This window comes from Nocardia pseudovaccinii NBRC 100343, assembly GCF_001613225.1.
GTDB classification, from domain to species: Bacteria; Actinomycetota; Actinomycetes; order Mycobacteriales; family Mycobacteriaceae; genus Nocardia; species Nocardia pseudovaccinii.
On sequence record NZ_BDBY01000036.1, the window covers coordinates 1 to 14,647 of the forward strand.

The following is a 14,647-nucleotide window of genomic DNA, read 5'->3' on the forward strand; positions in this document are numbered from 1 at the left end:
CGCGGCCCGTCGGACGCCGTCACCCGCTCAACGCCATCGCCGCACATCCCACCCCACCAGCCCTTCGGCTATCGCGCGCCGAACCCATCGCGCTGCGACCCATCGCCACAGCCATCACGCACCGCTTGTCCATCCCCACACCGCGGCACACCGGGCCGACGCCCACTCATCGCGCACCACGCGCTGCGGTCCATCGCTCATCGCACGCCGTCACCGATCGCTCGATGCCTTCGCCGCCCGTCCCACGCCGCCAGCCCTTCGGCCATCGCGCGCCGAACCCATCGCGCTGCGGCCCATCGCGCTGCGGCCCATCGCCACGGCCATCACGCACCGCCTGTCCATCCCCACACCGCGGCACACCGTGCCCACGCCTGCCCATCGCGCACTGCGTGCTGCGGCCCATCGCCATCGCGCCGTCACCAATTGCCCGACGCCATCGCGGCAGCACGTCGCGCAGCCGCCCGTCGATGGCGCGCCGCCGATTGCTCATCACCGCCTGCCCGGCGCAGGCAAACGATTTCGACTCGGCTGAACACCACAGGCCACTTCGGGTTGCGGCTGAAGTCGTTGCCCGAGGAAGCGGACGGATATCTGCCTGCGCTGCCGCTATCTGCACGCACGGCGGCCGGGATGGCCCAGGCGCTGAATCCGGCTCTTGGAGTGGGGATGACGCGAGGTGGGGCGGTGCGGGGGCCGCTTAGTATTCCTGCAATGCAGGGACCCACGCTCCGGGATGTGGCCGATGCGGCCGGTGTGCACACGGCCACGGCGTCGCGCGCTCTGAACCCGAATGCCCGCGCCTTGGTGAATCCGGAGACTGCCCGGCGGGTGCTGCGGGCGGCGGAAGCGCTCGGTTATCAGCCGAATCCGATTGCCAGGAGTCTGAAGACCGCGAAGTCCGGGACGGTCGGGCTGGTCATCCCTGATCTCACCAACCCCTTGTTTCCACCGATCGCGCGCGGCATCGAGGATGTGCTGGCCCCCGCGGGGTACAGCACCCTCATCGTCAATACCGACGACCGGCCCGAACGCGAGCAGGCGCAGATCACCTCGCTGCGCTCGCGCCAGGCCGAAGGTCTGATCATTGCCACCGCACTGCTGAAACATCCGCTACTGCGGCAGTTGCACGAGCAGCGCGTGCCGATGGTGCTGGTCAACCGCCGCACCGAGGAAGTCGCCGTCGGATCCGTCGCCGCCGATGACGCGGCGGGCATCGGGCTCGCCGTCAAGCATCTCGTCGAGTTGGGCCACCGCCGGATCCTGCACCTCGCTGGCCCGCAGACCACCTCCACCGGTGTCGAGCGCTTGCGCGCCTTCCGCACCGCCGCTCGCGAACACGACCTGGACGACTCCGGTCGAATCATGGTGTGTGACAGGTGGACCGAAGACGCCGGAGCCCGAGCCCTGCGCACCGCACTGGATTCCGCCGGTGATTTCACCGCCGTTGTCGCCGGAAACGACCTCATCGCCCTCGGCTGCTACGACGTCTTCGCCGACCGGAACATCACCTGCCCCACCGACATCAGCGTGACCGGCTTCAACGGCATGCCCTACCTCGACAAGCTCAGTCCCGCCCTGACCACCATCGCCATCCCCCACCACGACATCGGCCGTGAAGCCGCCCGCATGCTCCTCGAATCCATCGCCGAACCCGACCGCACCCCCCGCTCGGTCCTCCTTCCCCCATCCCTCGTCGCCCGCACCTCCACCGCCCCACCCCGCCACTGACAGATCTGCCCGCGATCGCGACGCCGCTGAGATACTCCCGGGCGCAGCCACGGCCCCGCTGCACGGCTCACCACCTGGCAAACCGCTCCACGCGCAAAAACGGTAGCGAATCGAACCACCGGCTTGAATCTGACGGATTGCGACGTCGGCCCATGCTCCCCGTGCAGCCACGGTCTCCGATCGAACCAGTCCATGCGCCATGCACCGGCACTTCGAGCCACCTGCTCGAGCCCGCCGCCGACCAGTTCGCCCACGATCGCGACGCTGCTGATTCTCACGGGCGCCGCCGCGATCCCATGCACCGCGCACCGCTGATCGAACCGGTCCGTACGCTACCCGGTCGGCGATTCGCACCAGCCGACGCGAGACCGCTAGGCCGATGACCGCAGCCGGTCACCGCCTGACCGGCCGACACCAGCCACTCGCACAGCTTCGCGACTTGGTCGACTAGTGCCGATGCTCTCGGGCGCGGCCCGTGCACCGCTGATGATCGATCGAACCGGCTCATGCGCTACCCGGCGGCTATTCACACCTGACGCGGGACCGCGGCGCGCGCGAGTGCAGCAGATTGGTGCATTGAGCGACTCGGGGGTCGTGTGGCTCGGAGCGGCGGCGAGTTACGGGAGCTCAGCCGAGGCGGCGAGGGCCGGTGTCGAAGCGGCTGGGTTGGGGACCGAAGCGGGCTCGGGCGTAGAGGATTGCGGCGGCGTTGGCGGAGGCGAGGACCGGATCGAAAGATAGTTCGCGGATTTCTGGGAGGTCGTCGAATAGGGCCGAGACGCGTTGGACGAGTTCGACAAGCGCGGGTTTGTCGACGCGGGGGCTGGCGGGGGTGCCGGAGAGGAGGGGGGCGGCGCGAGGTGCGTCGATGAGGGCGCTCGCTTCGTCGGCAGTGAGCGGGAGGGCGCGGTAGGCGCGGTCGCCGAGGAGTTCGATGATCATGCCGGAGAGGCCGAATTCGATGACCGAGCCGAAGGACGGGTCGTCCTGCACACGCAGCACACAACCGACGCCGGGGCTGGCCATCTTCTGGATATGCACGGCGGGATCACCGCATAGTTCCACCAGGTGCGAATAGGCCTGGCGCACGGCTTCGGGCCGCCACAGGTCCAGCCGAACCCCGCTGAGATCCGGTCGGCGCCGCCACATTTCGCCGGTCGCCTTGGCCGCGACCGGATAGCCGAGTTCTTCGGCCGCCGCCACCGCCTCGTCGGCGCTGCGAACCTCGCGGAATTCGACGACACGAATTCCGTAGCAGTCCAACAGGTCCACTGCTTCCAGGTCGGTGAGCCAACGCCCATCGGATTCGCGCATCCAGCCCGCGACCAGCCGCTCGGCCCGTTCCGCATCGACGCCCGCCGGACGAACCACGGCCGACACCGGCTTCGTGCGCCATTGCGCGTATCGGTGCGCCCTGGCCAGCGCCCGTGCGGCCCGCTCGGGATCCGGATAGGACGGTATCGAGCCGCGCACCGCTGTACCGCCCGGACCGCGCATGGCCAGTAGGTTCGGAATCCCTTGCTCGGCAACGAAAGTGGTGAGAATGGGTTTCGCCGCATCTGGCACGGCCGCTGCCGCCTCGCGAATGGCATCGGCGAATCCGGCCATCCGCAGCGGCACCGGCGGTGCGAAAACCACGATAACCGCGTCGATCTCGTCCGAGCGCAGGGCGGCGACCACCGCGTCCAGATAGGCACCGGGCGTCGCGTCGGGCCCCAAGTTCACCGGATCGCCGAACGACTGCTCGTCCACCACACGCTCGGTCGGGCGCGGTCGCCGAACATTGTCGAACATCACCGCGGCCGGACGTCGAACTTCGAGCCCCTCACCGCGTGCGGCATCGACGGCCAGCCAGTTCAACGCCGCGCTGTTGCCGATCACGGCGACCCGAGGACCCATGGGCAGCGGCTGATAGCCCAGCAGCGCCGCACAGTCGAACAGCTCCGAAATCGAGTCGACCTGAACGATTCCCGACTGCGCGAACAGGTCCCGCACAATCGATCGGTCCATATCGCCGGTTGGCTGGGCCCGCGCGGCCAATCGCCCACTGCTCACCGCGACGATCGGTTTACTCCGCGCGACCCGACGCGCGATCCGGGAAAACTTACGCGGATTACCGAAGCTCTCCAGATACAGCAGGATCACATCGGTGGCGGAGTCGGAGTCCCAGTATTGCAGCAGGTCGTTGCCGGACACATCCGCGCGATTACCCGCCGAGACGAAGGTCGACAACCCGAGGTTTCGCGCGGCCGCCTCACCGAGGATGGCCGCACCCAACGGCCCGGACTGGCAGAAGAATCCGATGCGCCCGGGCCCAGGCAGTACCGAAGCCAGGGTCGCGTTCAACGAAACCGAGGCATCGGTATTGGCGATGCCGAGCGCGCTCGGTCCGACCACCCGCATCCCGTGTCCGCGTGCCGCGGCAACCAACTCGTGTTCGGCGACCACACCGCCATCACCGGTCTCCCCGAAGCCCGCGGTGAGCACGACCAATCCCTTGACGCCCTTGGCCATACAGTCGTCCAGGACCGAGCTGATCGCCTCCGGAGGTACGGCGACCACCGCGAGATCCACCTCATCGGGAATATCGCGCACCGTCGGGTAGGCACGCACCCCGCGCACCGATCGCCGGTTCGGATTGACCGGAAACACCGGCCCTTGGAAGACGCCGGAAAGCAGATTGGCCAAGATCACTCCGCCGACCCGGGCCGGGCCCACAGTGGCGCCGATCACCGCGACCGAACGCGGCGCGAGCAGATTGCCGACGCTGCGCGCCTCGGAGGCTCGTTCGCGCGAATCCCGCACCGAGAGCAGGGCTTCGGTGGGATCGATGGCGAACTCCAGATGCAGCACCGAACCGTCCCTGGCGCGCTCGACCTGATAGCCCGCGTCACGGAATACGGTGACCATCACGGTGTTCTCGGCGAGCACCTCCGCGACGAACGTCTCGATCTTGTTCTCCGCGGCCGCACCCGCCAGATGTTCGAGCAGGATGGAACCGAGCCCGCGCCCTTGATGCTCGTCGGCCACCACGAATGCGACTTCGGCGGCGCGCGGCCCGGTGCGGTCGGTCAGCAGTTCGTAGCGGCCGACCGCGATGATCGCCTCACCCAGAACCAGCAGCAGTCCGACCCGGTCGTGGTGGTCGACATGGGTGGAGCGGTACAGATCCTTGGGCGAAATGCGCGGGTACGGGCCGAAGTAGCGGAGGTATCGGGAGCGATCCGACAGTGCCGTGTGGAACTCCTGCAGCCGCTCGGCGTCATCGGGCGTGATCGGGCGCAGTCGCACCACGCCACCGTCCGAGGCGAGTACATCGGCGAACCAGTGCTGTGGCGGCGGAGGCGGTACCGCGGGCGTATTCGGGGAATCCGGGACGGGTGGGTTCTCAGTCACGGGGGTCCTCCGGATCAAGGCCGAGCAACCCGAAGGTGGCTCGGCGCGTAGCCAATACGGCCGTATCGATAGCGCGTTGCGCGCGGTCGATGCGCGCGTCCCCAGTTTCCCCCGTGCCGCCGGGACCATCCCACGGGCGGTAGGCGGTGTCACCACCGTCACCCATGGTGCGCGGCGGATCGACGGTCGGCGCCGCGGACTGGATCATATCGATCCAGTCCTGCGGCACCACGGTTTCCGGTGCGATGGTGCGATCCAGCGCGGTCGCGAGCAGATGCGTCCAGGCGCGCGGCACCACCCGCACCAGGCCGTAGCCACCGCCGCCGACGGCGAGCCAACGGCCTTCGGCGTATTCGTCGGCCAGATCGCGCATGGCGATGAAGGCGGCGCGTTGACCGTCGACGGTCAGTTCCATATCGGCGAGGGGGTCCTCCCGATGGGTGTCGACACCGCATTGACTGACCACGAGCTGCGGTCGGAACGCCGCCAGCGCGCCGGGCACGATCGCGTGAAAGCCGCGCAGCCACTGCGGATCCCGAGTGCCAGGCAGTACCGCCAAATTGATCGCGGTGCCCTCGGCGGCGCCGTGGCCGGTCTCCTCCGGCCAGCCGGTATTGGGCCACAGCGTGGCCGGATGCTGATGGATCGAGATCGTCAGTACTCGGGGGTCGCCGTAAAAGACGCGCTGCACACCGTCACCGTGATGCACGTCGACATCGATGTAGGCGATCCGATCGAATCCGTTGTCCAGCAGCCAGGAGATGGCCACGGCCGCATCATTGTAGATGCAGAATCCGGCAGCCGAATCCGGCATCGCGTGGTGCATGCCGCCACCGATGCTCACTGCGCGCCGAGTGCGCCCGTGAGCGATCTCGCGTGCCGCGGTCAGTGTGCCACCGACGATCACCGAGGCCGCCTGATGCATCCGCGGGAACACCGGATTATCCGGTGAGCCGAGACCATACGGCGGTGCGAGCGGCGCACCCGCGGGCGGTGTGGCATTTTCGACGGCCTCGATGTAGTCCGCGGTATGGATGCGCAGCAAATCGGACACTTCGGCCCGCTCGGGCACCAATCGCTCGACACCGTCGAGTAATCCGAGACTTTCCGCCAGGGCCATGGTGAACTGCAGGCGCGCCGGTTTCATGGGGTGCTCCGGCGTCCATGCGTAGTCGAGGAAGCGGTCGGTCCAGACAACCGTGCCGGATCGCGCCTCGAGATCGCTTTCGTCGAGCGGCGCGGACTGTTCGCCGTGCGGTGCAGTGGCCATGCTGGCAACGCTACGCGGGAAGGTAACGGCCCCGTTGGACGTTCGTATGCAGTAGAAATACAAGCAAGAGCGAATACGGTGACAGGCCGTGCGCCGACAGAATTCCCACAGCGCAGTCACGGGTGTAGCGCGAAACCACGCGGCACACGGGGGTGCCGACGTGCGTGGGTAGAATTCGTGCCGACGAAGGGGTAACAGGTGAAGGATCTGGTCGACACCACGGAGATGTACCTCCGTACCATCTACGACCTCGAGGAAGAGGGCGTGGTGCCCCTGCGTGCGCGCATCGCCGAGCGCCTCGAGCAGAGTGGCCCGACGGTCAGCCAGACCGTCGCGCGGATGGAACGCGATGGTCTGCTGCTGGTCGCCGGTGACCGCCATCTCGAACTGACCGACAAGGGCCGCAGCATGGCGGTCGCGGTCATGCGCAAACATCGCCTCGCCGAGCGGCTGCTCGTGGACATCATCGGGCTCGACTGGCAGAACGTGCACGCCGAGGCATGCCGCTGGGAACACGTCATGAGCGAGGACGTCGAGCGGCGGCTGGTCGAGGTGTTGAACCACCCAACCACCTCTCCCTACGGCAACCCGATTCCGGGCCTGGACGAGCTGGGCCTCGCCCCGCAGAGCGGCGCCGACGAGACCCTGGTGCGGCTGTCGGATCTGCCGCACGGCCAGGTGCACGCGGTCGTGGTGCGTCGCCTCGCCGAGCACATCCAGACCGATCCCGAGGTCATCGGCCAGCTGCGGGAGGCGGGCGTGGTGCCCGACGCGCGCGTGACGGTCGAGACCAAGCCCGGCTCGGTGGTCATCACCGTGCCCGGCCACGCGGGTTTCGAGCTCTCGGACGAGATGGCCCACGCCGTCCAGGTGAAGTTGGTCTGAGGCGTGAAACTTCTGGTCACGGGTGGCGCGGGCTATGTTGGTGGCGTCTGCGCGCAGGTTCTGCTCGAATCGGGGCACGAGGTCGTGGTGGTCGACGATCTGTCGACCGGCAATGCCGAGGGCGTGCCTACCGAGGCGCGATTCGTCGAGGGTGATGTCGCGGTCGCCGCGCCCGCGCTGCTCGAGGCCGAATCCTTCGACGGTGTCCTGCATTTCGCGGCGCAGTCGCTGGTCGGTGAGTCGGTGCAGCAGCCGGAGAAGTACTGGCAGGGCAATGTGGTGAAGACGCTCGAGCTGCTGGAGGCGATGCGCCGCACCGAGACGCCGCGGCTGGTCTTCTCCTCGACCGCGGCGGTGTACGGCGAACCCGAACAGGTGCCGATCACCGAGGATGCGCCGACCCGGCCGACCAACCCCTACGGCGCCTCCAAGCTGGCCATCGACCACGCCATCACCTCCTATTCGATCGCGCACGGTCTGGCCGCGACCAGCCTTCGCTACTTCAACGTCGCGGGCGCCTACGGCGGCCTCGGCGAAAACCGGGTGGTAGAAACCCATCTCATCCCCCTCGTGCTCCAGGTCGCCCTCGGTCATCGCAAGGCGATCTCGGTCTTCGGCACCGACTGGCCCACACCCGACGGCACCGCGGTCCGCGATTACATCCACATTCGCGACCTCGCCGACGCCCACCTGCTCGCCCTCGGCTCTGCCGAATCCGGCACACATCGCATCTGCAATCTCGGCAGCGGCACCGGTTTCTCGGTCCGCGAGGTGATTTCGGCCTGCGAGCGCGTCACCGGCCTGCCCATCGCCGCCCAGGACGCACCGCGTCGCGCCGGTGACCCGGCCACGCTGATCGCGTCCAGCGACCGCGCCATCACCGATCTCGGCTGGCAGCCCAAGCACAACAATCTGGACGAAATCGTCGCCGATGCCTGGGAATTCCTGCGCGACCTCGGTCCGCGGGCACACAGCGCGCAGTAGGCCAGCTCACCATCGAGCGCGGTCCCATGGTGGTCCCGCATGTGCCACGACCACCATGTGACTCGCCAACTCACCTCTGGCCACCCGAGAACGCGAACGGGCTCACCGGACAACCGGCCCCAAGTCGATACCGAGGTCCGCGGCAATGCCGAGCCCGCAGTAGGCAAGGCGGCGCAGCGTATCCGGACGCATCCCGGTGCGCAGTGAGATCTCGAGCAAACTCGCCATCGAATGGGCGGGATCGGCTTCCAAGGCAGCCTGCAGTGCGATGCCGGCGAGCGGCCCGTCACCGCGGATGTAGGCGCTGTAGCCGAGAAGTGTTGCCGCATCCGCGCGGTCGCTTCCCGACAGTGCATGCGTCAACGCCACCCAGAGGGTTTCCGCGGGGGCAGCGTGATCTCCGACGGCCAGCCCGAACAGCGAGTCGCGCACCGTCCGATCACGCAGCGCCGCGGCCAGTTCCGCGTATTCCTGGGCGGTGAGGGTTACACCGGAGTCGATATTGGCGATCTGCCACAGCACATGTTCGAGTGCCCGCCGACGGTATCCGTCGGGATCACCGCGCCGGACCGCCGCCGCGTACCGCTCGTGCGCGAGCACCCGGGCGCTGTCCAGATGTGCCGCGATCTGGTGCGCCAGTTCCTCATCCGGTGCGACCAGCGCGGTCAGCTCCGAACGAGTTCCCCGGATCGGCCTTCCTTCGAGCACATGCGCCACCGTCACCATCGATGTGGCCGGATCCGGCAGCGTCCCATGGTGATTCGCATCGAGCAGACTCCACCACCGCTGATCCGCCTCGACGGCGCGCACCGCCCAGGCGCCCTCGAGGTACACCTCGGCCCGCGCCAGTCGGCGTGCGAACGCCGCGATGAGCGTGCCCCACGGTCCCGTACTCCCCGCACCGTTTCGGCGCGTGCGCCGCGGTTCGCGCACCCGGTCATCGACGATGACCGCGAGTACTTCCGTCGCCCCCTCTGCGGCACAGATGTGCGAAACACATTCCGCGTATGCCGCCGCGAGCCCCCGCCGACTCCCGCCTTCCTGATCCAAATCGAACCGCACCACCGCATCGATGATCGGACTCTGCTCCGCATCGGTCGCGCCCCGCAGCACCGCCACCACCAGCGACCGCTCCGGCACGAATCCGACCATGGCGGGCACCGCCACAATCAATTCACCGGGATCGTCGACATGCAGTGAATCCCCCGGGATCCGATCCCCGAATTCCGGCGGCGGTTCCGCACAGATTCCCGGTCGCGGCTTTTTACCGAAACCCCGTGTGCATTCCGATAATTCGTGGTCGACATCAGGGTCGAAGAAGGACTCCGAATCGATTCGGGCCGAGACCTTGTCCACGGGCCATGTGCGATATGCATGTGCCCCAACGCTATCGCGCGCTGGTTCATCGAAGCGCGGCGCAGGGACATTGTCACTCGAATACGCGATGGCGTGCGAGCCCGCTGTTTCGTCGACGACATGCACCCCGCGATCCACCGATCCCGGAGTAGCACCTGGATGCCCGGTGGCTCGATCGTCCGCCGGGTTGTCGGTACCTGTCCCGGCGCCGTCACGCGGATGCTCGACATCACGGTGGCCCGAGGCGCCGACACCCGACGAGTGAGTGGATTTGCGGAGGTGAACGGCGGGGCTTGTGCAAAAACCGGTGCGCGGCGATGCGCCGTCGCCTGGATCTCCGAGGGCGGGAGCGGGATTCGTGGAAGTCGTCATGCATCGAGGGTGCGCTCACCCACCTCGAAGACCGGAACACCGACCTGGGGATATCGCGGGACCGAATCGCCCTGTGGAAAACACTTGGACTGTGGACGAATCGGGAATCGGACACGAATACGGCTGCGACTATGTCGGTACCACCTGCTACTGTCCGGCCGCGAGCTCCACTACCTAGCGGCGGAGGCCGCCGCATTCATCCCTGCTTCACTTTCCGCACCGCCGTCGTGAACAGCTCGTCCACTGCCGCCGTATCCGGCTTCGCATCACCGAATGTCATGTACGTCACCGTGATTCGCACATCAGCGACCTGCCCGGTGAGCGTCTGCATCGACTGCGTCAGCCCGGCGGCGCTCACCTGCGGCGCCACCGTGCGGCGCAGCGCGAGCGTGTCGTCGGCATCGATAGTCGGCGGCGCTTGCAGTTCGGTGGTCACAATCGTCGTCGCACCCGCTCGGCTCACATGCACCTGCCGACACCGCTTCAACTGGTCACGCAAAGCCGACAACGGCTGTCCGGTCCTGGTCAGCTCCACGGTCATCGTGGCGCGCGTCTCGTTGTCGGTACCCACAGCGACGGCTGTCTGATTCGGACCGAATTGCTGAGCGGGCGGAACACATCCGTCGGGCTGCACGGTCGAACCGCGTCCGACCCCGGTCAGATCCCCCGCCGCCTGCGCGGCCGCCTCCGGTGGCAGCACGACCGCCTCGTATCCGGCCGGGAACCGCGTGGGATCGGGCAGCAGCGCCGAAAGCTGTGCCGTCACATACCGGGCCCCCGTACCAGGACCGGAAGCGACCGGATGTCCGGTCACCGTCGACGCGCAGCCAGCGAGCAACACCGCACTCGCGGCGAGGGGCACCCAGCCCGATACCCCGAATCCGCGTGGCCCCTTGCGCGTCGAATTCGGCACGGTCACCGGTCCACTGTGCCAAACTCCCCGTGCCCGCCCACGATGCCACGCCGGATCTTCGAGTGACCGGGAATGTGCGGGGTACTACTGATGTTGCCCTCTCTTATGGGTCGGTGTCGCCCGTGGCAACGTGTGTCGGGGCCATGGGGGACAATGGACAGTGGTTGACCGCCGTGAATTGCCCAACAGGCCTATGCACCTGGAAGCTCGCGTCGGTGAACCGCGCAGGAAGGAGACGCGATGGACCACGAGTCGCGAATGTACGAGTTGGAGTTCCCAGCTCCGCAGCTGTCGAACGACGATGGCTTGGGTCCGGTCCTGGTACACGGACTGGAGGGCTTCACCGATGCCGGGCATGCGGTGCGGCTGGCCACGACGCACCTGCGCGAGAGTCTCGAGAGCGAGCTGGTCGCCTCGTTCGATGTCGACGAGTTGCTGGACTACCGCTCGCGTCGTCCGCTGATGACGTTCAAGACCGACCACTTCTCGGATTACGCTGAGCCCGAGCTGAATCTCTGGGCGCTGCGCGATACCGCGGGCACCCCGTTCCTGCTGCTGTCCGGCCTGGAACCGGATCTGCGCTGGGAGAAATTCACCACCGCGGTGCGACTGCTCGCCGAACAGCTCGGTGTGCGGCGCAGCATCGGACTGAGTGCCATCCCGATGGCGATCCCGCATACCCGCCCGCTCGGCATCACCGCGCACTCCTCCGACCGCGACCTCATCGCCGATCATCAGCGCTGGCCGGGTGAACTACAGGTGCCGGGGAGCGCGTCCTCGCTGCTGGAGTACCGGATGGCCCAGCACGGCCACGAATCCGTCGGATTCTCGGTGCATGTGCCGCACTACCTCGCGCAGACCGCGTACCCGGAGGCCGCGCAGACCCTGCTCGAGCACGTCGCCGACAACGCGGGCCTGGAATTCCCACTGGCCGCCCTCGGTGAGGCTGCCGCGCGGGTGCGCGAGCAGGTCAACGAGCACATCGCGGGGAATTCCGAGGTCGAGACCGTGGTGCACGCGCTCGAGCGCCAGTACGACAGCTTCGTCTCCGCGCAGGAACGCCAGTCGAGCCTGCTGGTCGGCGATGGCGAACTGCCCAGCGGCGACGAATTGGGCGCCGAATTCGAGCGCTTCCTGGCCGAGCAGGGCGGCTACGACGGCGACGAGGACGAACAGTCCAACTGACCCGATCACCCTGACGGGGCCGTAGACGGCTGCCCGTAGGGTGGTCGGAGTGGATCTGACCGAACTGCTGGAGATACCGGGAACCGACGCCGACGCGCTCTACGAATCCTTCGGGTCGTGGGCGGCCGAGCAGGGCACCCCGTTGTACCCGGCACAGGACGAGGCGCTACTGGAATTAGCGTCCGGATCCAATGTCATCCTGGCCACCCCCACCGGATCCGGCAAATCCCTTGTCGCGGTCGGCGCGCATCTGTTCGCGTTGACCCGAGGCCTGCGCACCTACTACACCGCCCCGATCAAAGCGCTGGTCAGCGAGAAGTTCTTCGCCCTGTGCGAGGTTTTCGGCGCGGACCGGGTCGGCATGGTGACCGGTGACGCGGCAGTGAATCCGGAGGCGCCGATCATCTGCGCCACCGCCGAGATCCTGGCGAATATGGCGCTGCGCGAGGGCGCCGCCGCCGATGTCGGCCAGGTCGTGATGGACGAATTCCACTTCTACGCCGATCCGGACCGCGGCTGGGCCTGGCAGGTACCGCTGTTGGAACTTCCGCGCGCCCAATTCCTGCTCATGTCGGCAACTCTCGGCGAGGTCGACTTCTTCGCCGCCGATCTGAAACGCCGCACCGGTAATCCGACCGCTATCGTCGCGGGCACCGAACGTCCCGTCCCGCTGAGCTTTTCCTACGCGCGCACCCCGATCACCGAAACCCTGGAAGATCTCGTCACGACCAACCAGTCACCGGTGTACGTCGTGCATTTCACCCAGGCCGCCGCATTGGAACGCGCACAGGCGCTGACCAGCGTCAACTTCGCCACGCGCGCCGAAAAGGACGCCATCGCAACGGCACTGGGCGATTTCCGCTTCTCCTCCGGGTTCGGCAAGACCCTGTCCCGGCTGATCCGCCACGGCATCGGCGTACATCACGCGGGCATGCTGCCCAAGTACCGCCGCCTGGTGGAGCGCCTGGCCCAGGACGGTCTGCTGAAGGTGGTGTGCGGCACCGACACCCTCGGTGTCGGGATCAACGTGCCGATCCGCACGGTACTGCTCACCGGTCTCACCAAATTCGACGGTGTGCGCACCCGCAGGCTCAAGGCCCGCGAATTCCATCAGATCGCGGGCCGCGCGGGCCGGGCGGGCTACGACACCATGGGCACCGTGGTCGTGCAGGCGCCCGACCACGAGGTGGAGAACACCCGGCTGCTGGCCAAGGCGGGCGACGATCCGAAGAAGCAGCGCAAGGTGGTGCGCCGCAAACCGCCGGAGGGCTTCGTCTCCTGGAGCGAGGAGACCTTCGACCGGCTCGTCGCCGCCAGCCCCGAACCGATGGTGTCGCGCTTCAACGTGACGAACTCCATGCTGCTCAACGTGATCGCCCGCCCGGGCAATTGCTTCGACGCCATGCGCCATCTGCTGGAGGACAATCACGAGCCCCGCCCCGCGCAACGCCGCCACATCCTGCGCGCCATCCGCCTGTATCGCGCCCTGCGCGATGCCGGTGTGGTGCAACAGCTTCCCGAACCCGACGCACAGGGCCGCCGCGCCAGGCTCACCGTCGACCTGCAGCGCGATTTCGCCCTCGACCAGCCCCTGTCCCCCTTTGCCCTCGCCGCGCTCGACCTGCTCGACAAGGACGCCCCCGGCTACACCCTCGACGTCATCTCCCTCATCGAGTCGACGCTCGAGGATCCGCGCCAGCTGCTGATGGCCCAGCAGCACAAGGCCCGCGGCCAGGCGATCAACGAGATGAAGGCCGACGGCATCGAATACGACGAACGCATGGAGCTGTTGGAAGAGGTCACCTGGCCCAAACCGCTGGCCGAGCTGATCGAACCCGCTTTCGAGACCTACCGCGCCGGGCATCCCTGGATGTCGGAATTCGCCCCGTCCCCCAAATCGGTCGTCCGCGACATGATCGAACGCTCGATGACCTTCGCCGAGCTGATCTCGCATTACGAGCTGGCCCGCTCCGAGGGGGTGGTGCTGCGCTACCTCGCCGACGCATACCGCGCGCTGCGGCGTACCGTCCCGGAATCCGCGCGCACCGAGGATCTCGACGATATGACCGAATGGCTGGGTGAGCTTGTGCGCCAAGTGGATTCGAGTCTGCTCGACGAATGGGAGCAGCTCACCAATCCGGGCGCGGAGACCGATGCCGATCAGCTCGCCTTCGGCGCGGAAACGGTGCGCCCGATCTCGGCCAACGAGCGCGCGTTCAAGGTGATGATCCGCAATGCCATGTTCCGTCGCGTCGAACTCGCCGCGCTGCGCCGCTGGGAGACCCTCGCCGAGCTGGGCACCGGACCGGACTGGGCGGCCGAGCTGACCCCCTATTTCGACGAGTACGAAAGCATCGGCACCGGCCCGGACGCTCGCGGTCCGCAACTGTTCCAGGTGGAACAACGCCCCGGTTTCTGGCAGGTGCGCCAGGTGCTCGACGATCCCGCCGGGGACCGCGGCTGGGCGCTGGCGGCGGTGGTCGATCTCGCCGAGTCCGATGCCGCGGGCGAGGTCGTATTCGACGAGGTCACGATAGTCGCAGGGTGATCATGATCAA

The 14,647-nt window shown here is 67.5% G+C and carries 10 protein-coding genes; 5 read left to right on the forward strand and 5 right to left on the reverse strand.

Features of this window, described 5'->3' with window-relative positions:
* Window positions 1-166 precede the first annotated feature (166 nt).
* The gene (locus tag NP3_RS05205) at window positions 167-490 is read right to left on the reverse strand and encodes a hypothetical protein (RefSeq protein WP_063038316.1); all 324 of its coding nucleotides are present in this window, start codon (window positions 488-490) and stop codon (window positions 167-169) included.
* Window positions 491-711: 221 nt separating this feature from the next.
* Here NP3_RS05205 and NP3_RS05210 point away from each other — a divergent pair, with 221 nt between their 5' ends.
* Window positions 712-1,728 (forward strand): LacI family DNA-binding transcriptional regulator, encoded by a 1,017-nt coding sequence (locus tag NP3_RS05210; RefSeq protein WP_063038318.1) that lies wholly within the window; start codon window positions 712-714, stop codon window positions 1,726-1,728.
* 627 nt (window positions 1,729-2,355) lie between these two features.
* Here the strand turns inward: NP3_RS05210 and NP3_RS05215 are convergent.
* Both NP3_RS05215 and NP3_RS05220 read right to left on the reverse strand, forming a co-directional pair.
* Window positions 2,356-5,124, reverse strand: coding sequence for a bifunctional acetate--CoA ligase family protein/GNAT family N-acetyltransferase (locus NP3_RS05215; protein ID WP_063038320.1), 2,769 nt, complete (start codon window positions 5,122-5,124; stop codon window positions 2,356-2,358).
* The gene (locus tag NP3_RS05220) at window positions 5,117-6,394 is read right to left on the reverse strand and encodes an acetoin utilization protein AcuC (RefSeq protein WP_063038322.1); all 1,278 of its coding nucleotides are present in this window, start codon (window positions 6,392-6,394) and stop codon (window positions 5,117-5,119) included. The genes NP3_RS05215 and NP3_RS05220 overlap by 8 nt, the downstream gene beginning before the upstream one ends.
* Window positions 6,395-6,592: 198 nt before the next feature.
* Here NP3_RS05220 and NP3_RS05225 point away from each other — a divergent pair, with 198 nt between their 5' ends.
* Both NP3_RS05225 and galE read left to right on the forward strand, forming a co-directional pair.
* On the forward strand, window positions 6,593-7,279 hold the full coding sequence (locus NP3_RS05225; protein ID WP_040692605.1) for an iron-dependent transcriptional repressor DtxR: 687 nt from the start codon (window positions 6,593-6,595) through the stop codon (window positions 7,277-7,279).
* A 3-nt stretch (window positions 7,280-7,282) separates the two neighbouring features.
* Window positions 7,283-8,263 carry a UDP-glucose 4-epimerase GalE gene (galE, locus tag NP3_RS05230; protein WP_063038324.1) on the forward strand — a complete coding sequence of 327 codons (981 nt, stop codon included), beginning with the start codon at window positions 7,283-7,285 and terminating at the stop codon, window positions 8,261-8,263.
* Between the two features lie 102 nt (window positions 8,264-8,365).
* On the opposite strand, the gene NP3_RS05235 is transcribed toward galE, so the two are convergent.
* Window positions 8,366-9,991: a DUF4192 domain-containing protein gene (locus NP3_RS05235; RefSeq protein ID WP_084508194.1), complete on the reverse strand. Its 1,626-nt coding sequence runs from the start codon at window positions 9,989-9,991 to the stop codon at window positions 8,366-8,368.
* A 196-nt stretch (window positions 9,992-10,187) separates the two neighbouring features.
* Window positions 10,188-10,910: a DUF5642 family protein gene (locus NP3_RS05240; protein ID WP_307676693.1), complete on the reverse strand. Its 723-nt coding sequence runs from the start codon at window positions 10,908-10,910 to the stop codon at window positions 10,188-10,190.
* 234 nt (window positions 10,911-11,144) lie between these two features.
* Here NP3_RS05240 and NP3_RS05245 point away from each other — a divergent pair, with 234 nt between their 5' ends.
* Together NP3_RS05245 and NP3_RS05250 are read left to right on the forward strand one after the other, a co-directional pair.
* On the forward strand, window positions 11,145-12,089 hold the full coding sequence (locus NP3_RS05245) for a PAC2 family protein (protein WP_063038328.1): 945 nt from the start codon (window positions 11,145-11,147) through the stop codon (window positions 12,087-12,089).
* Between the two features lie 49 nt (window positions 12,090-12,138).
* Entirely contained in the window at window positions 12,139-14,637 is a 2,499-nt protein-coding gene (locus NP3_RS05250) for a DEAD/DEAH box helicase (RefSeq protein WP_063038330.1), read from the forward strand.
* Window positions 14,638-14,647 lie beyond the last annotated feature (10 nt).